This window comes from Neptunicella marina (genome assembly GCF_014270035.1).
Lineage (GTDB): Bacteria > Pseudomonadota > Gammaproteobacteria > Enterobacterales > Alteromonadaceae > Neptunicella > Neptunicella marina.
Window position 1 is genome coordinate 88039 of record NZ_JACNEP010000010.1, and the last position, 23188, is coordinate 111226.

At 43.4% G+C, this 23188-nt stretch carries 25 protein-coding genes and 1 tRNA gene; 7 read left to right on the top strand and 19 right to left on the bottom strand.

Annotation, left to right across the window (positions count from 1 at the left end; translation table 11 throughout):
- Nucleotides 1-3 precede the first annotated feature (3 nt).
- From flgJ to H8B19_RS12965, 11 genes are all read right to left on the bottom strand, one after another.
- Nucleotides 4-975 (bottom strand): flagellar assembly peptidoglycan hydrolase FlgJ, encoded by a 972-nt coding sequence (flgJ, locus tag H8B19_RS12915; protein ID WP_186507309.1) that lies wholly within the window; start codon nucleotides 973-975, stop codon nucleotides 4-6.
- A gap of 3 nt (nucleotides 976-978) precedes the next feature.
- Complete coding sequence (locus H8B19_RS12920; protein ID WP_186507310.1) at nucleotides 979-2091, bottom strand: flagellar basal body P-ring protein FlgI; 1113 nt, start codon at nucleotides 2089-2091, stop codon at nucleotides 979-981.
- A gap of 10 nt (nucleotides 2092-2101) precedes the next feature.
- Entirely contained in the window at nucleotides 2102-2782 is a 681-nt protein-coding gene (flgH, locus tag H8B19_RS12925; RefSeq protein ID WP_186507311.1) for a flagellar basal body L-ring protein FlgH, read from the bottom strand.
- 12 nt (nucleotides 2783-2794) lie between these two features.
- Nucleotides 2795-3583, bottom strand: coding sequence for a flagellar basal-body rod protein FlgG (flgG, locus tag H8B19_RS12930; RefSeq protein ID WP_186507312.1), 789 nt, complete (start codon nucleotides 3581-3583; stop codon nucleotides 2795-2797).
- A gap of 76 nt (nucleotides 3584-3659) precedes the next feature.
- Nucleotides 3660-4403, bottom strand: coding sequence for a flagellar basal body rod protein FlgF (locus H8B19_RS12935; protein WP_186507313.1), 744 nt, complete (start codon nucleotides 4401-4403; stop codon nucleotides 3660-3662).
- A gap of 240 nt (nucleotides 4404-4643) precedes the next feature.
- Nucleotides 4644-6035, bottom strand: coding sequence for a flagellar hook protein FlgE (gene flgE, locus H8B19_RS12940; RefSeq protein WP_186507314.1), 1392 nt, complete (start codon nucleotides 6033-6035; stop codon nucleotides 4644-4646).
- Between the two features lie 17 nt (nucleotides 6036-6052).
- A complete protein-coding gene (locus tag H8B19_RS12945) occupies nucleotides 6053-6739 on the bottom strand; it encodes a flagellar hook assembly protein FlgD (protein WP_186507315.1) in 687 nt (228 codons plus the stop codon).
- Nucleotides 6740-6749: 10 nt separating this feature from the next.
- On the bottom strand, nucleotides 6750-7172 hold the full coding sequence (flgC, locus tag H8B19_RS12950; RefSeq protein WP_186507316.1) for a flagellar basal body rod protein FlgC: 423 nt from the start codon (nucleotides 7170-7172) through the stop codon (nucleotides 6750-6752).
- Nucleotides 7169-7573 carry a flagellar basal body rod protein FlgB gene (gene flgB, locus H8B19_RS12955; protein ID WP_186507317.1) on the bottom strand — a complete coding sequence of 135 codons (405 nt, stop codon included), beginning with the start codon at nucleotides 7571-7573 and terminating at the stop codon, nucleotides 7169-7171. The genes flgC and flgB overlap by 4 nt, the downstream gene beginning before the upstream one ends.
- 94 nt (nucleotides 7574-7667) lie before the next feature.
- On the bottom strand, nucleotides 7668-8498 hold the full coding sequence (locus H8B19_RS12960) for a CheR family methyltransferase (protein WP_186507318.1): 831 nt from the start codon (nucleotides 8496-8498) through the stop codon (nucleotides 7668-7670).
- Nucleotides 8499-8507: 9 nt separating this feature from the next.
- Nucleotides 8508-9437: a chemotaxis protein CheV gene (locus tag H8B19_RS12965; protein WP_186507319.1), complete on the bottom strand. Its 930-nt coding sequence runs from the start codon at nucleotides 9435-9437 to the stop codon at nucleotides 8508-8510.
- A gap of 132 nt (nucleotides 9438-9569) precedes the next feature.
- On the opposite strand from H8B19_RS12965, the gene flgA reads away from it, so the two are divergent.
- The 3 genes from flgA to flgN all read left to right on the top strand — a co-directional run bounded on the left by flgA (nucleotide 9570) and on the right by flgN (nucleotide 11182).
- The gene (flgA, locus tag H8B19_RS12970; RefSeq protein ID WP_186507320.1) at nucleotides 9570-10280 is read left to right on the top strand and encodes a flagellar basal body P-ring formation chaperone FlgA; all 711 of its coding nucleotides are present in this window, start codon (nucleotides 9570-9572) and stop codon (nucleotides 10278-10280) included.
- 152 nt (nucleotides 10281-10432) lie between these two features.
- Nucleotides 10433-10762, top strand: coding sequence for a flagellar biosynthesis anti-sigma factor FlgM (gene flgM, locus H8B19_RS12975; RefSeq protein ID WP_186507321.1), 330 nt, complete (start codon nucleotides 10433-10435; stop codon nucleotides 10760-10762).
- Nucleotides 10763-10765: 3 nt separating this feature from the next.
- Nucleotides 10766-11182, top strand: a complete 417-nt coding sequence (gene flgN / locus H8B19_RS12980) for a flagellar export chaperone FlgN (protein ID WP_186507322.1) — start codon at nucleotides 10766-10768, stop codon at nucleotides 11180-11182.
- A 36-nt stretch (nucleotides 11183-11218) separates the two neighbouring features.
- Here the strand turns inward: flgN and H8B19_RS12985 are convergent, their stop codons facing one another.
- Nucleotides 11219-11671, bottom strand: a complete 453-nt coding sequence (locus tag H8B19_RS12985; RefSeq protein WP_422121160.1) for an LPP20 family lipoprotein — start codon at nucleotides 11669-11671, stop codon at nucleotides 11219-11221.
- A gap of 243 nt (nucleotides 11672-11914) precedes the next feature.
- Here H8B19_RS12985 and H8B19_RS12990 point away from each other — a divergent pair, with 243 nt between their 5' ends.
- The 3 genes from H8B19_RS12990 to H8B19_RS13000 all read left to right on the top strand — a co-directional run bounded on the left by H8B19_RS12990 (nucleotide 11915) and on the right by H8B19_RS13000 (nucleotide 14032).
- Nucleotides 11915-13060, top strand: a complete 1146-nt coding sequence (locus H8B19_RS12990) for a flagellar assembly protein T N-terminal domain-containing protein (RefSeq protein ID WP_186507324.1) — start codon at nucleotides 11915-11917, stop codon at nucleotides 13058-13060.
- Nucleotides 13061-13135: 75 nt separating this feature from the next.
- Nucleotides 13136-13212, top strand: a tRNA-Arg gene (locus H8B19_RS12995).
- A gap of 202 nt (nucleotides 13213-13414) precedes the next feature.
- Nucleotides 13415-14032: a YigZ family protein gene (locus H8B19_RS13000; protein ID WP_186507325.1), complete on the top strand. Its 618-nt coding sequence runs from the start codon at nucleotides 13415-13417 to the stop codon at nucleotides 14030-14032.
- 3 nt (nucleotides 14033-14035) lie between these two features.
- Here H8B19_RS13000 and H8B19_RS13005 read toward each other — a convergent pair whose 3' ends face one another.
- The 4 genes from H8B19_RS13005 to queE all read right to left on the bottom strand — a co-directional run bounded on the left by H8B19_RS13005 (nucleotide 14036) and on the right by queE (nucleotide 17442).
- Entirely contained in the window at nucleotides 14036-15343 is a 1308-nt protein-coding gene (locus tag H8B19_RS13005; protein WP_186507326.1) for a T6SS phospholipase effector Tle1-like catalytic domain-containing protein, read from the bottom strand.
- Nucleotides 15344-15457: 114 nt separating this feature from the next.
- Nucleotides 15458-16336: an amino acid ABC transporter substrate-binding protein gene (locus H8B19_RS13010; protein ID WP_186507327.1), complete on the bottom strand. Its 879-nt coding sequence runs from the start codon at nucleotides 16334-16336 to the stop codon at nucleotides 15458-15460.
- Nucleotides 16337-16362: 26 nt separating this feature from the next.
- The gene (locus H8B19_RS13015; protein ID WP_186507328.1) at nucleotides 16363-16749 is read right to left on the bottom strand and encodes a hypothetical protein; all 387 of its coding nucleotides are present in this window, start codon (nucleotides 16747-16749) and stop codon (nucleotides 16363-16365) included.
- 18 nt (nucleotides 16750-16767) lie between these two features.
- A complete protein-coding gene (gene queE, locus H8B19_RS13020) occupies nucleotides 16768-17442 on the bottom strand; it encodes a 7-carboxy-7-deazaguanine synthase QueE (RefSeq protein WP_186507329.1) in 675 nt (224 codons plus the stop codon).
- 82 nt (nucleotides 17443-17524) lie between these two features.
- On the opposite strand from queE, the gene queC reads away from it, so the two are divergent.
- Nucleotides 17525-18181 (top strand): 7-cyano-7-deazaguanine synthase QueC, encoded by a 657-nt coding sequence (gene queC / locus H8B19_RS13025; protein ID WP_186507330.1) that lies wholly within the window; start codon nucleotides 17525-17527, stop codon nucleotides 18179-18181.
- 77 nt (nucleotides 18182-18258) lie between these two features.
- Here the strand turns inward: queC and H8B19_RS13030 are convergent, their stop codons facing one another.
- From H8B19_RS13030 to H8B19_RS13040, 3 genes are all read right to left on the bottom strand, one after another.
- Nucleotides 18259-19170 (bottom strand): LysR family transcriptional regulator, encoded by a 912-nt coding sequence (locus H8B19_RS13030; protein ID WP_186507331.1) that lies wholly within the window; start codon nucleotides 19168-19170, stop codon nucleotides 18259-18261.
- Between the two features lie 130 nt (nucleotides 19171-19300).
- On the bottom strand, nucleotides 19301-21334 hold the full coding sequence (uvrB, locus tag H8B19_RS13035; RefSeq protein WP_186507332.1) for an excinuclease ABC subunit UvrB: 2034 nt from the start codon (nucleotides 21332-21334) through the stop codon (nucleotides 19301-19303).
- On the bottom strand, nucleotides 21331-22704 hold the full coding sequence (locus H8B19_RS13040; protein WP_338401527.1) for an MATE family efflux transporter: 1374 nt from the start codon (nucleotides 22702-22704) through the stop codon (nucleotides 21331-21333). Before H8B19_RS13040 ends, uvrB begins: the two co-directional genes overlap by 4 nt.
- Between the last annotated feature and the right edge of the window lie 484 nt (nucleotides 22705-23188).

Consider the following 23188-nt stretch of genomic DNA (forward strand, 5'->3'; position numbering starts at 1 on the left):
CCATTAAAGCTGCATGCCATCAATGGCTTGCTTGAAAGTGGCGCTGTCCATCACGCTAAGTACTTTATTCGCGTATTGGGGATCGGTGGCATAACCTGCCTGTTGTAATTGTTCGAAATAGGCTGCGGGATCTTTAGCCGACTGCATCGCTTCGCTATAACGACTGCTATTACTGACAAAACCAGCATAATCACGCATTGAATCTTCAAAGGAACCATAAGCACGAAACTGTGCAAGCTGACGTTTGGGATTACCGCCACTGTATTCAAGGGTATCCACCAGAGTACGATTACCCTGCCAGTTACGATCAGCTTTAATACCAAACAAATTATGACCGTTTTGGCCCTGCTGACTGTGGATCATAAATTTGCCCCAACCTGTTTCCACCGCAGCCTGTGCAACTAAAGCTTTAGCATCGAGACCATATTCAGGTGCAATTTTTTCCGCAATTGGCATGAGTTGCTGCACAAAGTCCTGTTCATTGCCAAACGCGGCTTGTTTATTGCCACGGGAAATTTGGGCACTGTATTGCGATGGATTGTTGGCACTGTCTGGTGACGTCTGTTGCGCTTGGTACTGAGCCCGGGCACCCGCTAAATCACCGTTATTACGCAACACGGATGCGGGAATAAAACCATCCTCTCCGCCTAACTGTTGCTCCAGCATTTTAGCCAATCCCAGGCTGCCTTTGGAGGCGAGATCCATTGCCAGCTGCTGGTCATGCATATCACGGTAAAATTTAACCTGCTCAGAATTAAACGGGCTGTCTTTATCTGACATCACATCTTCAGCTTTACGCATGGATTTAAGCATCATCTGGATAAAAATGGCCTCAAACTGCGTAGCTGCTTCTTTTAAAGCCGCTTTATCATTTTTTTTAGCTGCCTGACGCAGTTTATCCAGCCCAGCCAGATCATTGACGTTTCTGGCCTGACTTAACTGAGATTCAATATGACCGTTTAACGTATCAGACATAATTTAGATCACCACCAGTTGCCCTTGAAGCGCACCGGCCTGACGCAGTGCCTCAAGTATTGCCATTAAATCACCTGGCGCAGCACCCACTTCATTGACCGCGCGCACCAGTTGATCGAGTGTCACACCCGGGTCAAATTTAAACATGCGACTGTCATCTAAATTCACATCAATAATGGATTGTGGAGTAACCGCGGTTTGCCCATCGGCAAGCGCATTTGGCTGAGAAACATTCTGATTTTCAGCAATAGTGACGGTTAAACCACCATGGGTAACGGCGGCAGGTAACAGGCGCACGTCTTTACCGATGACAATCGTACCTGTGCGGCTGTTAATCACCACACGTGCAGGAGCATCGGCTGGGGTAAATTCAAAATTTTCTAAGGTAGCTAAAAAACCTACGCGCTGCCCTACATCACGCGGCGCAGAAACACGCACAGAGGCAGCATCAATCGGTGTGGCAATCACTGGCCCTTTATCCGGATCAGCGCCGAGCTTTTTATTGATGGTTTCAGCCAGTGATTCTGCGGTTGAAAAGTCGGGATAATTTAAATTTAAAGTTAAATAGTCTCCCTGAGCAAATCCACTGGTCACGGCTCGCTCAACAATACCACCGTTAGGAATGCGCCCAACGGTAGGCGTATTATTGACCACACGTGAACCATCCTGTCCTTGTACGCCAAAACCGCTAACGACCAGACTCCCCTGGGCTACAGCATAAATTTGTCCATCCAGACCTTTGAGGAAAGTCTGCAACAAAGTACCACCACTTAAGCTACCGGCTTCCCCCACCGATGACACAGTGACGTCAATTTTTTGTCCGGGTTTGATAAAAGGCGGCAAGGTCGCATGCACCGCAACCGCGGCAACATTTTTGATTTTAGGTTTTTGTCCGTTTGGCATCATGATGCCGAAATTGGACAACATGGTACGAAAGCTTTGCTCGGTAAACGGACTTTGCTCACCGGTACCGGGTAATCCAACCACTAAACCATAACCGATTAACTGGTTACTGCGTACACCCTGAATACTCGCCACATCTTTAATACGCTGAGCATAGGAAAACGGTGTCAAAAGGATGCTGAAACTACAAATAATGCTTAACCACTTTTTCATTTTCATCCCCTTAGAAAGGCCACCAGTCGGAGGTAAAGAATCGCGACAACCAACCTTGAGTCTGGGCATTGGCAAAATTCCCCGTACCACTGTATTGAATACGTGCATTGGCAATTTTGGTTGATTCCACTTCGTTTTGTGGGCTGATATCAGCGGAACGAACGATGCCAGTTAAACGGATATATTCATCCCCATTGTTCAGCGTCAGCCATTTCTCACCGCGCACAACCAAATTCTGATTAGATAAAACGCGCACCACAGTCACAGAAATATTGCCGCTTAAGCTATTGTTCTGATTAGCCTGGGCATCGCCATTAAAGGTATTCCCAGCATTGACGCCCAGCTGAATTGATTCAGGACCGATATTCAATGGATTACCACCCAGACCGGTAATAGGTTGTACGTCAGCAGTGGTAGTTTTGGCTAACCCCGTGGTGGCAGATTTACTGGCGCTGGTACTTTCGCTTAGTACCACAGTAATGATGTCACCCACACGACGTGCCTTAACATCAGAATAAAGACTATTGGCTAAATCTGGCTGAAACAGTGATCCATCGTCGGCAATTTTATGTTCCGGCATATCCGGGATCACTGGCGCATAAAAAGGGTCGTTAGGCAGCGTTTCACGCACCGGTGTAGATTGACAGCCTGTCACTAAAATCCCTGTTAATACGATAAGCCAGTATTTCATATCAATTATCCATTAAAGTTGCTGAATAACCTGACCAAGCATCTGGTCAACCGATGAAATCACTTTGGAATTCATTTCATACAGGCGCTGGCTTTCAATCAGATTAACCAGCTCTTCAGTCACATTAACGTTGGAGGTTTCCAGAGATCCCTGAACAATTGAGCCGAGGCCATTCAGGCCGGGTATCCCCTGAATAGGCGCACCACTCACCGCCGTTTCGGTAAACAGGTTTTGTCCAATGGGTTGCAAACCAGTGGGATTAATAAAATTCGAAATCGTGATTTGACCCAGTACCACAGGATCTGCTTGTCCCTGAACCGTGGCGGAAACTTCACCATCCTGAGAAATGGTGATTTTTTGCGCACCTTCAGGCACGGTAATATTGGGTTGCAATACAAAACCCGCGCCCGGTGTTACAATTTGACCGGTTTCATCCAACGTAAACTGGCCGTTACGCGTATAAGAAATGGTGCCATCGGGTTGCAGGATTTCAAAAAATCCATCGCCCTGAATCATCATATCCAGTGAACGTTCAGTGGTGATCAGATTTCCCTGCGTAAAGGCCTTTTGTGTGGCAACCACTTTACTACCTGCACCAAGCATTAATCCCGACGGTAATTCGGTATCAGCTGATGAGCGACCACCGGGCTGATTGATATTCTGATACAACAAATCTTCAAAAATCGCGCGGCTTTTCTTATAACCAACAGTACTGGCATTCGCCAGGTTGTTAGAAATAACCGATACATCGGTTTGTGCCGCGTCCAGGCCGGTTTTACTGATCCAAAGTGCTGGATGCATGTTGTCCTCCGGTGTTACTACTGGTGATATCACTCACCGTGAAAAATAAACTCAAATGCACAGCCATAACGAACAGTTACAGGATCCGCATCAACATATTGCCGCGACTATCAAGGTCATCAGCCTTTTTCATTAACTTAACCTGCATTTCATAATGACGTTGCAGACTGATTAAACTGACCATTTCTTCCACCGGGTTAACATTACTGTTTTCCAGCATGCCACTGCGTATTTGCACTGTAGCGTCGGCATCCGCGATCTGACCGTCCTTTTGACGAAATAATCCGTCTAGTCCACGTTCAATGGCGTTATATTCGGGTTTAACCAGTTTAATTCTTGCAACTGGCTCCATAACGGTTGCAGGAGCACCCAGTGGCTGAACCGAAATGGTTCCATCATTAGCAATATTGACGTTTTGCAACGGAATAGGCAGTTGTATGGGCCCGGCATCACCAATGACCGGGTTACCAGCAACATCGGTTAGCATGCCATTCGCATCCACATGCAAGTTACCTGCGCGGGTATAGGCTTCGTTACCCTGTTTATCGTTAACCGCAAACCAGCCATCCCCTTGTAACGCAATATCTAGAGAGCGCTCAGTCTGGATCATCGCCCCACCCTCATAATCATTGGTGGGACTTTCAGTCATGGCAAATACCCGGGTAGGCAAACCTTCACCAAACGCAGGCATAGCACGGGCTTGCTCCAACTGGGCTTTAAACCCTGTGGTTTGAGCATTGGCGAGGTTATTGGCACGTAAGCCGGTAGCCAGTAAATCCTGACTGGCGCCACTGCTGGCGATATAGAGCATTTTATCCATGACAACTTCCTGACCTGCTAAAACGATTACTAAATGAAATTGCAAATTTGATGCCAGTGAATCGATTAATGCACCAGGCGGCAATACAAGCGGTCAAATAAAAGGCAAACCGTTCACAATTTACGCAATATGGCAGCCAATTGCCACGGTTGTCGGCAAAAAGTGGTCGCCAAGAGATTTAAATAAACATAAAAAAACCACCGCAAGTGGTGGTTTTTTGTCACTGATAACCTAATTAAATTATCGGATATTCAATACCGTCTGATTTAGCTGATTATTGACTTCCAAGGCTCTGGAGTTCGCCTGGAAATTACGCTGCGCAATAATCATATCAATCAGCTCTGTGGTCAGGTTGACGTTGGCTTGCTCCAGTGCACTTGAGTTGATTTCCCCAAAGGTACCGGTAGTTGCCTCACCAGCCAGAGCTTCACCAGAGAGGATACTTTCCTGCCAGCTGGTATTGGATTGCTGGGTTAAGCCCTGGTCATTGGCAAAACGCACCAGTGCTACACGGGTAATTGGCTCAGAGGTACCATTGGAGTATGTCGCACGTACTAAACCATCCGGGCCGATATCAATACCAGTTAAACGGCCTACCGGTAAACCATCTTGTTCAAGCGCAGTTACCTCAAATGCAGATGCAAACTGAGTAATTTCATCCGGAGTCGCGCTTCCCGGATCTAGCACCAAATTAGTAGTAATTGTCTGTGTTGGGTCTGACCCATTAATTAAAGGCGGATTACCTAACGGCTCAGACACCACATCACCCGTTGCAATTGAAGTTCCATCAGCATTTTGCATCTCAGTAAAATCGCCTCCGCTAGAAAAAATCATTCGAAATCCCGACACGATATTTCCAGATGAGCCACCTACTGTATTATCCCCAGAGGCAAACGGTGGTGTTAAAGGCGGACTCCCAGGGGTATCTCCTTGGGTATTTACCGGCACATCATCAATATAGGTAACTCCAACCCACTCATTCGCATTGGCCGCATCCTTTAAAAAGTAATAGGTCATAACATGACTATCGCCCAATGAGTCATACACCGTAATTGACGTGGCAGAGTTATATGTCAGAGGGTCATCCGGATCAAACAAATTTAGATCAACTGCATCTTCATTGGCTGGTAAATTAAATTTAGGTTCCACTTCTGTTGTTCTCTGCGGTGAGCCCGAAGAATCAGGAATACGTACCGGCACAGTGGTACTCAAAGCAACTGAAGCTGATGTACCATCAGGGTTAACCGGAAAACCCATTAAGTGATCACCATTAGAGTTAACCACAAAGTTTTCTGCATCGAGTTTAAACGTCCCTGCACGGGTAAAGGAGAAATCACGAGAGGAAACTTCCGGAATGGTAGCAAAAAAGCCATTACCGGTAATCGCTAAATCCAGTGCGTTTTGGGTAAACTGCAGGCTTCCCTGACTAAACTGTTGTGCCACTTCCTGAGTTAATACACCGTCACCCACTTTGGTTTTACCACCAGCCAGTAAACTGGCAGCATATACATCACCAAATTCAGCACGGGATTCTTTAAATCCAACCGTATTTACGTTGGCAATGTTATTCGCTGTGGTATCTAAATCTTTTTGAGCGGCATTTACACCACTTAATGCAATATTAAAAGACATCGCTGATGCTCTCCTCGTTAACTACCAATTTCCAGTACGTCAGAAAGTTTCACACTCTGCTCGCCCTGAAGATTGAGAATAATGCCCTGACTACTGGATGCCAGACTCACACTGTCAACATGACGGTGCATGGCTGTAACTAATTCTTCGGATTCACCGCCAACCGTTCCGTTGGCTTTAATGGTGTAATTGCCTGCCGGCAATTGATTGCCGTTTTGATCTTTGCCATCCCAGGTAAATTCAATATTCCCTGCGGCATGGTCACCTAATGGCATGACCCTTACTGTTTCACCATAACTGTTTTGAATGGTCAGCTTCATCGAATATGACGCCTGGTCGGTAATGATCATTCCAGTTACATCTTCACCTTCCTGCATTACTGTTTCGTTGCCCTGAATCAATACATTCTGGCCAATCAGACTGGATGCCTGGAGCGCTTGATTTGATGTCATCGAAGCCGCAAACGTATCAAACTTTTCATTAAGCTGATTTAAGCTGTCCGCCATAGTAAATTGCGTCATTTGCGCAATCATCTGGTCATTATCCACCGGTTTGGTGGGGTCCTGATTAGACAACTGTTCGGTTAATAAAGAGAAAAAGTCTTCCTGTGATAATTTACCGTTATCTTTTTGGCCGTCTTCTATTTTATTGTCCTGCCAGTAATAATCATTCGACAGGCCGCTTCTGTTTACACTATCAACCATGACTATCTCCTTATTGTCCCTGACCTAATTGCAGTACACGGCGAAAAATACGCTTAGTGGTATCAGCAACCTGCACATTAGTTTCGTAGGACTTGGATGCTGAGATCATGTCAGCCATTTCCTCTACGACATTAACGTTGGGTTTGTAGATATAACCGTCTTTGTCAGCCATTGGGTGATTAGGATTGAATTCAATTTGCAATGGTTTGGGGCTTTCAACAATCCCAAGCACTTGAACACCAACGCCCTGCGACTGATTTTCTGTTGCTTTTTGTAATTCTGCCGCGAATACAGGCTTACGAGCTTTATAAGTCTGGTCGTAACTACTGCTTACACTGTTGGCATTGGCAATATTACTGGCTACTGTATTTAAGCGTACGTTTTCCGCGCTCATACCAGTGGATGCGATATTCATGACATTAAAAAGGCTCATGATCCTTGTCCTCCGCTAATGGCCTTCTTCAACCCTTTGATTTTGCCATTCAAAAATTCAATACCCACCTGATAGCGCATCCCCGTATCTAAAAACGCATTACGTTCCTGCTGTACGTCTACATCATTGCCATCCCCGGTATCCGGTTGCAGGGGCGAACGGTACATTATTGCCTCGTTAGTCTGCATTTGCGCTTTGATGTGCTTGCTGTCGGTAGTGGTCAACTTGTGCGTGCGCTCATAATTGGCGCTTGCCATAGCTTGTTTAAAATCTAAGTCTTTGGCTTTGTAACCAGGAGTGTTGGCATTGGCTAAATTACCGGCAATGATCTCCATGCGATCATTTCGCAGATTTAGCGCCTTATGATGGAAGCCCACCAATTTATCAAAACTTATTGCCATAAACGTTTCTCCTACTTCTGAGAAATATTTAGCAATAGCTATGCCAGAATAAATTTAGTGGGGCTTAATTATGGGTAAATTATCAGAAATATGGTTATTTCTTAGCGTAATACATGCCTGGAGAACAGCGGTGCAAGGTAAATTTATCAGATAATCCTGCCATCGACTCTGACGCACCAACCATTAAAATGCCCTCGGAATGTAAACTAGCGGCAATATTTTGCAATATCCGGGTTTTCATTTCCGCAGAGAAATAAATCAGTACATTACGACAAAATACGATGTCAAACTTGCCTAACGAGCTGTAGGAATCAAGTAAGTTCAGAGAACGAAAGGAAACAAGCTTGCGCACTGCGGCGGTGACTCGCATATCGCCATTGCCGACTTCTTCAAAAAATCTGGCTCTGCGTTCCGGAGATAACCCTCTTGCCAGCGACAAATGGTTGTATTCCGCCTTACTACAGCGCTCAAGCATTTCTGAGGAAATATCGGTACCAATAATTTGTATACCGCCGGGAAACGCGCCAGGTTTAGACTGCAAATACTCCTGAATAATCATTGCAATCGAGTATGGCTCCTGACCAGAGGAACAAGCAGCGGACCAAATTTTTACCGGCGTTCTGCGTCCAGCCAGTTTATCCAGCAGTTGCGTTTTTAATATATCGAAGGGATAGGTATCTCTGAACCACAAGGTTTCGTTGGTTGTCATGGCATCAATAATCGCGGCATTTAACTGCCGGTCGGAGCCACGAGTGAATTTCAACAGCAGTTCTGATAAATCAGCTTGCCCATAGCGATTAACTAACGGACCTAACCGACTTTTTACCAGGTATTGCTTGTTTTCACCTAAAACGATCCCACATTGTTTTTCCAGATACTGACAAAATTCCGGATAATGACGGACTTCAAGTTCAGTGAATGACACTTAGGTTCCTTAATGCTCTTCCAGCCCTAACCACTTTTTGACTGCAGAGGCCAGTTCATCAGGATGGAACTTGGCGATAAAATCATCTGCACCCACTTTTTTAACCATAGCCTGATTAAAAATACCACTTAGGGATGTATGAAGTATGACGTGTAAATCTTTTAATTCGGGTGTACTTTTAATTTCCGCCGTCAGGGTGTAACCATCCATTTCAGGCATTTCGATATCGGATACTAACACACCTACCTGATCGGTTACATTACCTGTCTCAGCGGCAATTTCTTTTAAACGCTCAAGGGCTTCCTGACCATTTTTAGCCATTTCAATCTTTAAACCAAGTACGGTAAGGGCTTTGTTCACCTGATTTCGTGCAACTGATGAGTCGTCGGCAATAAAAATAATTTTATCGCGCACATTGGTTACATCCAGATCTTTAGTAACAGCTTCACTTACATCAGTATTGATCGGTGAAATTTCGTGCAGAATTTTTTCTACATCAAGAATTTCTATCAGTTCTTTATCAACTTCTGTTACCGCCGTTAAATAGCTTTTACGCCCGGATCCTTGCGGTGGAGGCATTACCGAATCCCAGTTGATGTTGATAATACGCTCAACGGAATCAACTAAAAATCCCTGAATGGAACGATTATATTCGGAAATGATGATAAACCGTTTATCGAGGTCATCGATCATTTTGCCGCCGGTTGCCATACTTAGATCGATAACAGAAATTGTCTGACCACGAATATGAGCTATCCCCCGGACAAAAGGATTTAACTTGGGCATTGCTGTTAAAGGTGGACATTGTAAAACTTCACGAACTTTAAACACGTTAATGCCAAATCGTTGACGGCCACTTAATTTAAATAACAATAATTCAAGTCGATTAGCCCCAACTAACTGCGTACGCTGATTAACCGAATCTAAAACTCCAGCCATCTATTACTCCAATATAAATAAAGCAGGCACGGATATTGCCTTTACTAGTGCAATACATTCATTTTGCCTGAAATATGACACTAACATACACCAATTAGTGTTTAAGCATAGTCAAACAGAACAAAAGTGAACATGAAAAAATTATTGTCAGCTATAAAGATACACCAACTTTCATTATTTCTATCTATGTTTATCGGCCTTAATTGTGATGCTTTAGCACAATCGGTACAACATGACGAAATTATGCAGCTAGGTGAACAATATGTGCTCGCCGAACTCAATGCTGGCCCCGAACACCACATTACAGCCAAAGCCATGCCAATTGATAACCGAATAGATATCCCGGCATGCCCACAATCGTTCGATATCGCTGCGGCACCTAACGCCTTGTTACAATCAAATGTAACAGTAAAAGTTAGCTGCCCAGCCAACAACTGGTTCATCTATTTTGTGGTTAAGGTAAAAGAAACGCAGCTGGTTATTGTAGCAAATAATGCCCTTTCACCAGGAAGTTTAATTACCGCCGAAGATATTGAAACTGAGGAACTGGATAAAAGTTTGTTGCGCTACAGCACGTTTACATCAGCAGATGATGTTATTGGCGCCAGAGCTAAACGGCGTTTAATAGCCGGACAACCCATCTCCCCCAATCAGTTGTGTTTTGTGTGTAAGGGGGACGCCATTACCATCATTGCTAAAGGCGCAGGTATTCAGGTCAAAGCGGCAGGTATTGCCCAACAGGATGGGAATGTAGGTGAACAAATTCTGGTGCGTAATGAACGCACAAAGAAAGTGGTTAATGCACAAGTAGACAGCACCAGTGAAGTAATAGTCAGGCTGTAATTTCGGCTTGTAAAATGCTAGAATAACAGTCAATTTACATCTTTTGGTATTTACATGATTTATGTGATACTAAAATAATTAAAAACCTCTAAAGATTCTTAAATAGCAGCCGATACGCTCAATGAGGTTCTTTTAGGTAGTGGAAGAAGACAATGTCAATCAATGTAAATAACAACAATGTGTCTAAACCGCTTGTAGACAACCAGAAGCTGCAACAGCAGCAGGGTCAGTCAACCAATCAGGCGCAGGCACAACAAGCAAGTGTGGCTCAGACAGCTGCGCGTTCAGATTCTGTATCGCTGACTCAGTCTGCTCAGCAATTAAGTCAGTTGCATAAAAAAGGGTCTGAAGCCAGTACAGTTAATCAGGAAAAAGTTGATCGCCTGAAAAAAGCGATTCAGGCTGGCGACTATAAGGTCAATCCTGAAAAACTGGCGCAAAATATTGCCAAATTCGAATCAGAATTATTTGGTATCAAATAATTTATGAGTGACATGCGCGACGCGCTGAATCAGCAGCAGCAGCAATTAAAGCAGCTGTCACTTGTATTAGAAAATGAACTGGCTTTAATTAGCGCCAGAAACGCTGACGCGTTAATGAAACTACTGGAAGATAAAGAATCTCTGCTTAATGATATTGCTGAGCAAGATCGCCTCATCGCCCGCCTCTACCCAGCACAAGAAGATAAACACGCTTTTGAAGACGACATTCAACTAATAGATAAACTGTTGGAAGAGTGCCGCTATCGTACCGATATCAATCAAAAAGCAGTTGAACAGGGGCAGTTAAGACTTGCTCATCTGCGTAATATGATTGTTGAATCGCGAGCAAAAGAATCAATGACCTATGATAAAACCGGTCAGACACATAGTGGTAACAAAGGTAAAGGCATCAGCGCCTAACAATTCACACCGCTAACACCACCCTCACCTTATTATTTAATAATAATTTACTTTTTTGATGCGTTTTGGTCTGGCGGTGGATAAATATAAGTCGTATACCTTTTGCATATCCAGTCGCAGCTCAGTGACGTAAGTATCGTCATCCGCTGCATAAGCTTTTACCACCTCTGCGCCACGAATCACCCCCTGAATAGATGACTTAAGCTCTTCATCTGACAACACCAGATTGGATAACTCCTGACTCCCTTCAATTCGCTGACCATAAACCTGCTCGGTAAGTTCGCGATATGCATCCAGCTTCGACGCCTTTATCGCTAAAAGGGTTTTCACCGCATCCGAACTCCCCATTTGAGCTGAAATGGGCGCATAGCCTACCGCGTTTAATACCGGATAATGCTCGGGCTGCACATATTCCCATTCAACATTTTTATCCATTACGGTTGAACAGGCACTGAGCATCAACACCCCACAAACATTTATTATGCGCATTACATTCATCTACTACCTCATTGGGCAAACAACCTTTTAATCTTAGAAAAGCTCTGCAATATCCATTCCGACAAGGTCATAATTTAGAATAAAGTCATGTTAAAAGGGTAAACAGGTATAAAAAATGCTTAAGCTACCGATAACTTGAGGTTCGAATTGTTAACGTCAAAAAGTTGAATAAACACAACGTAAATTTACGTATCAATTTAAATTAACAGTTCTGTAAAGGTAGTAGTCAAAAATATGACAAATAGCGTGCGGATTATTTCTTTTATTTTTTTGTTTTTCAGTGCATTCAGTCATGCTGTATGGTTTGAGGCCAGCGGACAAGCTGTTATTAATGGTGACAACAAACAACTAGCACGACAACAAGCCACACAGGAAGCCATCAAACAAGCATTGTTATTTGCAGGAGCTTCTGTGCACAGTGTTCAACGCATGGCGAATGGCTTATTACAAGATGATAAACTGGAAATACGCGCCAGCGGTGAAGTGGAGAGCCTCGAGTTAATCAACGAAAATATTTCAGGAGATATTCTCACCGTATCGATTCGTGCAGATATTTTCACCAATAAAAAACAATGCCGCGCCAGCGATTACAGCAAATCAATTGCCAGTAGCTGGTTTTCTATTCGTCACCGCCAGCAGGCTACAGCAGGTGAACTATTCAACTTCGGAAAAACAGTAGCAGAACAACTCCAGCAAAATTTTCAGCTTTATGCCAATGCCAGTAACATCAGTTCTTTGTCGCGCTTTTATTCATCAGAACAACAATCGAACAAACACAACGCAATTCAACTGGCGAGTAAGACAGACAGTCAGTATGTTTTATTTGGCACCATTACAGAGATGGATGTAGAGCCAGTCAAACAAAATGTACTGAAGTTTTGGCAGGACAATCCCCCCCTCCGCAACTTTACTCTGGCACTGGAACTGTATAATGGAACGACAGGTGAACCATTATTAATTGAACAATTTCACACTCAGGCGAATTGGGATTTTTCCATGCAGGAAAATCTGTCAGCCGCCAGCAGCCGGCTATGGCGTTCAATCTATGGTAAACAAGTTAACAGTTTATTGCAGGATATTACTTATAAAGTTGATGAGCTACTAAGCTGCCAGCCAGCATTTGGACGCGTCATCAAAATCACAGACCAGAAAATTAGCGTAAGCCTGGGAAGTGTTGATGGCGTAAAATCCGGAGACGAATTACAACTATTTCAACTCAATCAGTTTTATGACATTCAGGGTGATGAACATATGGAATACCATATCCACCCGGTTAAGATGATTGTATCCGAGGTTTTTGCACATAGCAGTATTTTGCAACCAATCGGCGCGGTCCCCTTGTTTAATATTCAGCCAAATGATTTTGTAATGCGCCGTTAACGCCTGAAATTATTCAATTTTTAGGTTCTGCATCTGTAACTGATGATGCGCTTTCGGTATAGTTACGCCAGCTGCGTCCCCTTGGCACAGCTGGATAGCGCAGCCCCCTCCTAAGGGGCAGGTCAGAGGTTCGAATCCTCTAGGGGACGCCAAAATTCAAAAAGCCGACTTTTAAGTCGGTTTTTTATTTTGTCCCCTCGCGGGTGAGAACCTCTGCGGTTCGACCAAAACGACCGGATCGTTTTGGAACATCGGCGACACGACGATAGCCCGAAGGGCAAAATAAAGGACGTATTTTGTAATCCTCATCTTTTAGATGAGACTATTTTCCACTGCGTAAAAACACAAAACTTAATGACCAAAACTAGTTACGCCATACCAGCAACCGAACATCAGATTGAGATAGAGATAAATAAAAGCAAATTTATCGCTATTGCTAACCATGCAGCCAATAAATCCACTGCTGATTTATTGATCAAAACCATTCGCGCCCAACACCCAACAGCAAATCATGTCTGTTGGGCTTTTATTGCCAGCTCACCGACTTCAACCATTCGTTCAATGAGTGATGATGGCGAACCCAGTGGTACAGCAGGTAAACCGATGTTAGCAGTACTTGAACATTCTGGATTGGGTGAAATTTGCGTGTGTGTGGTGCGCTATTTTGGCGGTGTGAAACTCGGCAAAGGTGGCTTGCAACGAGCATATTCCGGCGCGGTAAGTCAGGTGTTAAAAGATTTGCCTCACACAACTTATGAACCCAGCATCAGCGCAACGTGCGAATTTGCCTACGAATACGACAATCATATTCAAAAACTACTACAGCAATTTTCCGTAAAAATGATCTCGCAGGATTTTACAGCGAGCATTCTTCTCACCATAGATATACCACTAAAACATAAAACTGCATTTTATGATGCTGTGATCAATGCAACGGCTGGCGCTGCATCCATAACCTTCGCAGATATTTAAAGTTTACTTGAGACGGGATGGTGGCAGGTTTATGTTAGCAGGCGTTTTGTGTGTATTGTAGAACACTTCGCGTTTACCATTTTCTGTGGTGTATTCCGGATCCTGCTCAACCGCCATGGCATTAAATAGTTCGCCTTTAGGTTTAACCAGTTGATGAGAATGATGAATGTAGTGCTGCTCAATAAATTGCATCGCCAGCTTATCTCCAGCTTGCGCAGCTGCATAGGCGTCACGCAATGCCGTAGGCACCTTACATTCAATATCATGTGTATTTAAGGGATTAAAAGGTACCCCCTGACTCAAGGCTTTTTGCAACATTTTTTCCAGTGCAATAAATGACAGCTCTTTACTAACATGGCGCTCAAGAACAATAAATGCCTTGCGTACTTTTTCCAGTTTAATCAAAGACAAAGCGGTTAATTGCTCTTCATATTCAACAAATATTTTTGTATTGCTGTTGTGCTTTTTTTGCTGCCAGTGATTTAATAAAGCCAGAGTTTGCTCTTCAGCCAAACGCTTTTCATCTTGGTTATCTGGAGGATAACGTTCAACGTTAACGTCGAGGTAAATTTTCTCCGCTCCAATGGCATATCCCCCACCTATATCCGCATGAGAACCATATAACGCCTCTTCTACAAAGTGCTCACACACTGGCTGCGGACAATGATTGTTGGATGAGATGTTGCCAATTGGCAGCGTAAGAATACTGGTAAGGGGAAAGTTATCTCTGTATTCATGAGAAGCAGTAAGATGATAAATGTAATCGGCCACATCGGGTGACAAATCGAGTTCCATCAATAAATTGTCTTTATCACCAGGTAAGCCGATTGAACCTACCGTATCAAATAAGCCACAAAACCTGACTCTTACCTCACACTCAGCAGGCCAGTAGGTGCAATCCCCCTTTAAACCTAATTCGCGTATTTTATTAATAAAAAAACGCGAGGCTGTCGCACCTCGGCTAAAACCAAATACATCGATACAAACGCTTTTGGCTTCGGGTGTAACCGCAGCAATCTGTTCTAGCGCTGAATAGACTTTAGATGACACATCAAACCCGGTTGCCATCATTAAGCGTGAATAATTAGGATCCTGCTCGGGCAGGTTCTGCAGATCATCTACATCTTTTGTACCACAGCCTTTTATATATATTTTTAACTGCTGGTGCGAAAGGTTACTGGGGTAAAGTTCATATAGTTTGGCAATATTGGTTGGTTCAAACTGATCGTCATCAATTTGATAATCAACATATTTGTTATTGCCGGTGCCATCGAAGAATACACCTATCTGCCATGTAGGTTGCTTAGTCATAAAATGAACTGTTTATTTCCTGCCAGTCATAATGTTTATTTTATAAACAACCCGGCCACTGTAAACATTAAATTTAAATGACTTTTAACAGATAAAGCGATATTGGATAGGAAATTACTGCCCGCTGGTTAAATTAACCTGATACCAGAGCTCTTTTCGTTCCAGTGGTGTTTCTTTAGGTAAAATAGGATTGGTTAAATTAAAAATCTTACGTTCTTTCAAGTTCGCTTTTTCAATTAGAGACTGATGTACTGACAAAAATAATTTATCAAACTCGCCATTTTTAACCGCCATCTCCAACCCGGAACGTAATATATTGCCCAGCACAATGTTCTTCTTATTCACAAAATAATACATAGCTGTTGGGTAATAAACACCGAGATCAGGCTCTATATCCAGTGTGTCACTGTGATTATCAGCATCAAGCTCAGTCCAGATTTCGACAACTGAACGGGGAAATAACTCCGCCTGCTGCTGTTCAAGTACATCAAAAAGCCCCGGATAATATGGTGACGTGGCGACTTCAAAGCCATTGGATTGCAGGATTTTAGTATCTGGCCAGTCTTTGCCCTGAACCATAATGAAATCGCGTAAACTGGTTAAGGTCGAAACGCGTTGTAAATCAGGTAAGGTTTCTTTACGGGCTAAAAATAATCTAAGCCCGATTAACCCCTTAAAAATAGGAATACGGATCGGCATTAATTGGGCTTCACGCGTACTGTCGGTCATGCTCCACAACACATTTATTTCGCGGTTTGACTGCAAGGAGCTAAAGGAACGCGACTGTTCCATACTATGAATTGATTCACGTAAACGGTATTTAACACCGGTTTGCTCCAACGCCAGCTTTAATACCGCAATCGGATACTCGTCACGCTTATCACCTTCAATTAAAGGTTTGGGATACACCACATCCCAAACAGCAGCCTGACTGGAAAGGCACCATAAACAGGTAATTACCCCTAAGATAAATCGCTGTTGTATCCCTTTCATAACTCACGTACCTCTGTGTATGGGCGTTACCCCACCGGATGGTCTTTATCTTTCACCAAAGCCACAATATGAGTGACATTATTTCCATCCATTTGCATGGTATAGGAAATGGGGCATTGAAAAAGCGCACGACCATCCTGACCATAAAACCACCAGATTATTTTGCAGAACATAAAATCACTGGCCAGACGAATAACCTGCTGTATCTCAATGTCTGCACGCACGACCTGTTTCTTACGATAGTTTTCCAGCGATTTTTTTACAAAAGCACCAACCTCTTCCTCGGTAGTAAAGATGGTTTTACGTTTACCTTCCATAAAAATAGCCGGCCTGTTAAAACAAGCCGAAATATATTCACCATCACTCAAATTAAACGCACGGCAGTAATCGTCAAAATATTCGTTTATAAGCATGGGTATATGAACTTCCTTTTACTCGATTCCAATAAATTTATGAGTTTGTAACGATAGTCGCCAGTTACGCGCAATACAGGTATCAACCGCTAACTGTGTTGCACGCTTTTGCTGACTAATTGGTTGCAAATAGACTAACACGCCAGACTGATGATGCCCACGCGCAAGTAACTGATCAAGTTCATCAATATGTTTTTGCATAGCAACCGGGTGTTTTATTTCTTTAGCAATTCTGAGTGGTTGTTGTAACACCTCATAGCCTCCCTGCATATTGACTTTAGGGGAAACTGTTACCCAGGTTTCAGCATGCGCCTTTACTTCAAAGGTACCGCTGGTTTCAATTTGAACACTATAACCCTGCTCGATTAGTGCATTAGTTAATGGCATCAAATCATACATACAAGGCTCACCACCAGTCAGAATGACATGTTTAGCCTTGTAACCTTTGTTTGCGAACAATGAAATAAGTTGGGCTGGTGTTAACAAAAACCAGTGTTCAGACTCCTGCTGTTCCGCCATTACCGCTTCAACAGACTTCTGCTTTTCAGGATCCACTGTCCAGGTATGTTTAGTATCACACCATGAACAACCAACCGGACAGCCTTGTAAACGAACAAAGATAGATGGAACACCGGTGAAGGCCCCCTCCCCCTGGATCGACTCAAATACTTCATTTACTTTATAGTCGGCCATATTTTCCTTATTATTGGAACATCTTTTAATTGCCACTATGTTAGCAAATTTCTGCGAAACAAAATCGTAAAAAGGCGTCTGAATGACACAAAAAGCTGTTGTTATCTATTCCGGTGGAATGGATTCATTTACCGTTTTAAATAAAGTATTGCAGCAGGGACTAGAAGTTCATGCTTTATCCTTTAATTATGGTCAAAAACACTCTAAAGAACTGGCCTATGCCGCGACTGTCTGCGATAAACTGGGCATTTCACATAAGGTAGTGGATATTAGTGCTGTCAATTTTCTGCTGGCAGGTTCCGCACTTACCAGTGATGTACCTATGCCGGAAGGGCATTATGAAGACCAGAACATGGCACAAACGGTGGTGCCAAACCGTAATATGATTTTGTTGTCACTGGCCGTGGGATATGCCGTATCCATTGATGCCAATCAGGTTTATTACGGGGCGCATGGCGGTGACCATGCTATTTATCCGGATTGTCGTCCTGAATTTGTACAAAAAATGAATGATGTATGTGCCATTGCCAACTATGAAGCCGTTGAAATTGTCACGCCCTATCTGCACAACACCAAAATTGAAATACTGACTGATGGTTTGAACATGGGACTGGATTACACTGACACCTGGACCTGTTACAACGGGCGTGAAAAAGCCTGTGGAAAATGTGGAGCTTGTCAGGAACGCCTGGAAGCGTTTGCCGAAAATGGTGTGACTGATCCATGTTTATATGAATAGATTAAACCGCCCGTGACGTTTTAATTAAGTAAAAATAAAGGGGCAACAGCCCCTCTATTTTTAACAATCCAATTTAGCTATTGGGTAACAAAATACTCAAGTTCACGAATAAAATGTTTCAGTACCGGGTTCATACGAGTATTTTTACCATTCATTACAAACAAATCATGACTAAATGCAAATTCATCACCACCTAATGGGATCAACTCCTCAGCATATGTTTTGCCTTCAACAAAATAGTCAGGCAACAGCCCCATGTATTCGCCGGTTAAAATAGCTGACAAACAGGACTCGAATGAATCTGAAAAGGTCTCAATTGACAAACGACGTTCATTACCTATGTAGTTTGAAGGTGACATACCGGTAATCCCAATGGCTGGATGATCGTATAATTCCACAGAAGTGGGGATTTGATCGCGATACTTAGCCAACGGATGAGACTTAGTACAATACAAACGCCCTTCACATTTATACGGCAGCGGGTGAAACACGATAGACTCGGGTTTGACCATATCGTAGCAGGATACCACCAGATGGCATTCACCGGACAATGCTGCATGCTCTACCTCGTTATATAAACGGGTTTGCACGTTAAAGTGAATATCTTCAAATTTATGCATCGATGTTTTGACCGATTTACTCACCGCCGTCATCACATTCAGCGGCAACCCGGACATCAACACAATTGTCAGATGCCCGGAATAGTCGTCGTGCAAGCTTTTTAAGTTAAAAACGAAGTTATCGAACGCATTAAAAATACGTTTGGTTTCCTGAAAGACCACTTCACCTTCTTTGGTCATCTGAAATCCACCTCTGCCTCGGTGACAAAGGATGAGATCGAGCCTTTCTTCTAATTTTTTTATCGCGGCGCTGATATTGGGCCGTTGCATTCTCAGTACTGGCTCTGCTGCTGTAAAGCCGTTACAGGAAGCAACCGCAAAAAACACCCGCAATAATTTTATGTCTGATTCTTGTAAGCGGTTAAGCATGTTTTAGCCTGCGTGTTTAGGGTTTAAGGTATAATTTTTTATACTATAACCCGCAGATCCACGCTGGGGAAACAAGTTTTTACATAAAATTTGCAAATATGATCAAAAATCCTTTTCTTAAGGCGTTGTTTTAACTCATTTTGACCAATTGCTCACGTAAATCTTCCACCTGGTCTCTTACTGCAGCCGCTTTCTCGAATTCAAGATTTTGTGCATGGCTAAACATTTGTTTTTCCAGATCAGCAATTTGATCCATCAACTGTTTAGAAGACACAGGGTTAGCATCGTATTTACCTTTTTTATCCGCCACTTTACGCAGTTTAACTTTACCGTCACTGCTGCCATCACCAATATCCATAATATCGGTAATACGTTTGTTCAGTTTTTGCGGCACAATGCCATGTTTTAGGTTATGCGCTTGTTGTGTTTCGCGTCTGCGCTGCGTTTCAGAAATGGCACGTTCCATTGAACCGGTGATTCTATCCGCATATAAAATTGCACGACCATTTAAGTGACGAGCAGCCCGACCAATGGTTTGAATTAACGAACGCTCCGAACGCAGGAATCCTTCTTTATCCGCATCTAAAATGGCGACCAGCGATACTTCTGGCATATCCAGACCTTCCCGCAACAAGTTAATACCAACCAGTACATCAAATTTGCCGATACGTAAGTCCCGAATAATTTCGATACGCTCTACGGTGTCGATATCCGAATGCAAATACCTCACTTTTACATCATGTTCATTCAGATAGTCACTTAAATCTTCGGCCATTTTTTTGGTTAACGTCGTAACCAACACCCGTTCGTCTAACGCCACTCGCTTGTTGATTTCGGATAGCAGATCATCCACTTGCGTGCTAACCGGACGAATTTCAATTTCGGGATCAATTAAACCTGTTGGTCGTACAACCTGCTCGACCACATCGCCACCACAACGTTCCAGCTCAAAATTACCGGGCGTGGCCGACACATAAATGGTTTGTGGTGCAATTTGTTCAAATTCATCAAATTTTAGCGGCCGGTTATCCAGGGCAGATGGCAAACGGAACCCGTATTCCACCAGCGTTTCTTTGCGCGATCGGTCACCTTTATACATGGCACCGATTTGTGAGACCGTTACGTGAGATTCATCAATAAATAACAAACCATCAGCCGGGAAATAATCAATCAGCGTGGGTGGTGGCTCGCCCGGCGCACGACCAGACAGGTAACGTGAGTAGTTCTCTATACCGGAGCAATATCCCAGCTCAAGCATCATTTCCACATCAAACTGCACACGTTGGGTAATACGTTGTTCTTCAATCAGTTTGTTATTGTCTTTTAACTGTTTTTGACGATCTTTTAGTTCATCTTTTATATGATCAATCGCCGCAAGGATCTTTTCACGCGGGGTGACATAGTGGGTTTTAGGAAATACAGTGACCCGCGCGACGGTTTTATCCACAGCACCGGTTAAGGGATCAAAAAGGCTTATTTTTTCAATTTCTTCGTCAAACAGCTCAACCCTGACTCCCTGGCGGTCAGAGTCTGCCGGAAAAATATCGATAATGTCACCGCGAACACGAAATGTACCACGCTCAAAAGCCACGTCATTGCGGGTATATTGTAGTTCGGCTAAACGGCGCAGAATATCACGCTGATCCATCAAATCACCCTGACGCAAATGCAACAACATTTTCATGTAGGAATCAGGATCACCCAAACCATAAATGGCGGAAACACTGGAAACAATAATAACGTCACGTCGCTCCATCAATGCTTTGGTGGCCGATAAACGCATTTGCTCAATATGATCGTTTATCGACGCATCTTTTTCGATAAAGGTATCGGTTGACGGTACATAGGCTTCGGGCTGGTAATAATCATAGTAAGACACAAAATATTCCACGGCGTTATGCGGGAAAAACTCTTTCATTTCGCCGTACAACTGCGCTGCCAGGGTTTTATTGTGTGCCAAAATTAACGTCGGACGTTTAGCCTCAGCAATCACACTCGCCATGGTAAATGTTTTACCAGAACCAGTAACACCGAGTAAGGTTTGGTGAGCCAGTCCGCTATCCAGTCCATCGAGCAATCCATGAATTGCTTTGGGCTGATCACCCGCCGGCTGATATTCCGATACCAACTCGAATGCTTTTTGATTACTTATTAGTGCACTCATACTGACTCCTCACTGTGAGTTGTTTGCTGAATCGCTTTGCTAAACCACCAGTAGGCTAATGTAGCGGTAACAATATTGGCCAGAATGCCGGCCCAGAACATGCCGTGTAGCTGCCATATTACACTGCCAATGTAAGAAAGCGGTACGAACAGCACAAACAAACGGATCACACTTAACGTTAATGCAGACATGGGTTTGTGCATGGCATTAAAAGAAGAATTGGTCAGAATTATCACACCTTGTAAACCATAACCCAGTGGTACTATATACAAAAAGGTCTGGATAAGATGCGCCACCTGCTGCTCTTTCGCAAACACACTGGCTATCACTGGGGCAGTGAAGGCTAACAGGGCGAAGACCGCTAATTGCCATATCAACACAAAACGAATAGAAATCTGATAGGCTTGCTGAGCACGATGAATTTTATTGGCGCCCAGATTCTGACTGATAAACGGTGGCAAGGTCATGGACAAGGCCAAAATAACAATACTGGCAATCGACTCAAGGCGATTGCCCACTCCCCACATCGCCACAGCTTCCGGGCCAAATTCTGCAACGACCGCAGTTAACACACCACCGGCTAAAGGTGTAAGCATATTAGCCCCGGCTGCAGGCAAGCCAATTTTTAGCAACGTTTTGCTGGTGGTGATAAATTCCCCCAGATTGAGTAATCGAGGCAAAGCTAACTGCCGCTTTACAATTAACAAATGCATAATGTAAATGAAACTGCATCCCCAGGCGATAAACGTTGCAAGTGCAGCCCCTTTTATCCCCATGGCAGGCAGAGGGCCCAGACCAAAAATAAAAACCGGGTCCAACACCGCATTAATTAATCCACTCGCCGCCATAAGTTTACTTGGCGTCTTTGTATCCCCTGCTGCACGCAATACACTGTTTCCCACCATAGGCATCGCCAGAAACACCCCTGCGGCAAACCAGATGTTCATATAATCCCGGATATGTATCATTTGCGAATGATCTGCACCTAGCAAGCCAAAAATAGGTTCCATCAACAACCAACCTACAATTGCCAAACCACCAACCATTAATGCTGACAGCATTAATGCACCGGTGGCATATTTTTGCGCATGAGAGTGTTGCCCAGCTCCCAAAAAACGAGCAATGCAGGCAGAAGTGCCAATACCCAAACCAATATTTAAACTAATCAGGGTAAAGGTTACCGGAAAGGTAAAACTAATGGCCGCAAGTTGTTCGGTTCCCAGCAGACTTACAAAAAAGGTATCAACCAACCCAAATGTCATCAGCATAATCATGCCCACTATCATAGGAATGGTGATATTTTTTAGCGTTGGACCAATAGGTCCATGAATAAAATCAGGTTTAGAGGAAGATTTTGAAGACGAATTCACAACAACTCTGCGATGTTAAAAGGCGGTATAATATTGTACTGCCAGACTGAATACCAATGGCTGGATAACAATAGTGTCAAAAATTCGACAAAACAGCCATTCAGCCGTTTAGCTTGTGGATATTTACTACAAATTCTGCACAATTTTTGTAAGTAACACACAAGCAAACTTTTTTCTGTTGTTTTCCTGACCACTTAACTAACCCACAACATAGAAACAAACATAAGATATTGTTTTAAAAGAATTTTTAACCGAATTTAAAAATAAAAATGATTATCCTATTGACAACGTTTTTACTGGGCTAGCGCACTTTTTAAAGGATTCATTCACATAGTTATCCACAGATTTAGTGGATAACTCATTGCAGGCCTGAAAACACGTACGGTCGATTAAATTTACGCCAATTTTAGGTAAGTCGACACTAACTTTGTGATGGTTGAATCACGGTTGGCGCTTTAAAAGTACTGGATATAAAGCCAGATAT

Coding starts and splice junctions, on each gene's coding strand:
- flgJ (WP_186507309.1), bottom strand. CDS start 975: ATGTCTGATACGTTAAACGGTCATATTGAATCTCAGTTAAGTCAGGCC.
- H8B19_RS12920 (WP_186507310.1), bottom strand. CDS start 2,091: ATGAAAAAGTGGTTAAGCATTATTTGTAGTTTCAGCATCCTTTTGACA.
- flgH (WP_186507311.1), bottom strand. CDS start 2,782: ATGAAATACTGGCTTATCGTATTAACAGGGATTTTAGTGACAGGCTGT.
- flgG (WP_186507312.1), bottom strand. CDS start 3,583: ATGCATCCAGCACTTTGGATCAGTAAAACCGGCCTGGACGCGGCACAA.
- H8B19_RS12935 (WP_186507313.1), bottom strand. CDS start 4,403: ATGGATAAAATGCTCTATATCGCCAGCAGTGGCGCCAGTCAGGATTTA.
- flgE (WP_186507314.1), bottom strand. CDS start 6,035: ATGTCTTTTAATATTGCATTAAGTGGTGTAAATGCCGCTCAAAAAGAT.
- H8B19_RS12945 (WP_186507315.1), bottom strand. CDS start 6,739: ATGGTTGATAGTGTAAACAGAAGCGGCCTGTCGAATGATTATTACTGG.
- flgC (WP_186507316.1), bottom strand. CDS start 7,172: ATGAGCCTTTTTAATGTCATGAATATCGCATCCACTGGTATGAGCGCG.
- flgB (WP_186507317.1), bottom strand. CDS start 7,573: ATGGCAATAAGTTTTGATAAATTGGTGGGCTTCCATCATAAGGCGCTA.
- H8B19_RS12965 (WP_186507319.1), bottom strand. CDS start 9,437: ATGGCTGGAGTTTTAGATTCGGTTAATCAGCGTACGCAGTTAGTTGGG.
- flgA (WP_186507320.1), top strand. CDS start 9,570: ATGAAAAAATTATTGTCAGCTATAAAGATACACCAACTTTCATTATTT.
- flgM (WP_186507321.1), top strand. CDS start 10,433: ATGTCAATCAATGTAAATAACAACAATGTGTCTAAACCGCTTGTAGAC.
- flgN (WP_186507322.1), top strand. CDS start 10,766: ATGAGTGACATGCGCGACGCGCTGAATCAGCAGCAGCAGCAATTAAAG.
- H8B19_RS12985 (WP_422121160.1), bottom strand. CDS start 11,671: ATGCGCATAATAAATGTTTGTGGGGTGTTGATGCTCAGTGCCTGTTCA.
- H8B19_RS12990 (WP_186507324.1), top strand. CDS start 11,915: ATGACAAATAGCGTGCGGATTATTTCTTTTATTTTTTTGTTTTTCAGT.
- H8B19_RS13000 (WP_186507325.1), top strand. CDS start 13,415: ATGACCAAAACTAGTTACGCCATACCAGCAACCGAACATCAGATTGAG.
- H8B19_RS13005 (WP_186507326.1), bottom strand. CDS start 15,343: ATGACTAAGCAACCTACATGGCAGATAGGTGTATTCTTCGATGGCACC.
- H8B19_RS13010 (WP_186507327.1), bottom strand. CDS start 16,336: ATGAAAGGGATACAACAGCGATTTATCTTAGGGGTAATTACCTGTTTA.
- H8B19_RS13015 (WP_186507328.1), bottom strand. CDS start 16,749: ATGCTTATAAACGAATATTTTGACGATTACTGCCGTGCGTTTAATTTG.
- queE (WP_186507329.1), bottom strand. CDS start 17,442: ATGGCCGACTATAAAGTAAATGAAGTATTTGAGTCGATCCAGGGGGAG.
- queC (WP_186507330.1), top strand. CDS start 17,525: ATGACACAAAAAGCTGTTGTTATCTATTCCGGTGGAATGGATTCATTT.
- H8B19_RS13030 (WP_186507331.1), bottom strand. CDS start 19,170: ATGCTTAACCGCTTACAAGAATCAGACATAAAATTATTGCGGGTGTTT.
- uvrB (WP_186507332.1), bottom strand. CDS start 21,334: ATGAGTGCACTAATAAGTAATCAAAAAGCATTCGAGTTGGTATCGGAA.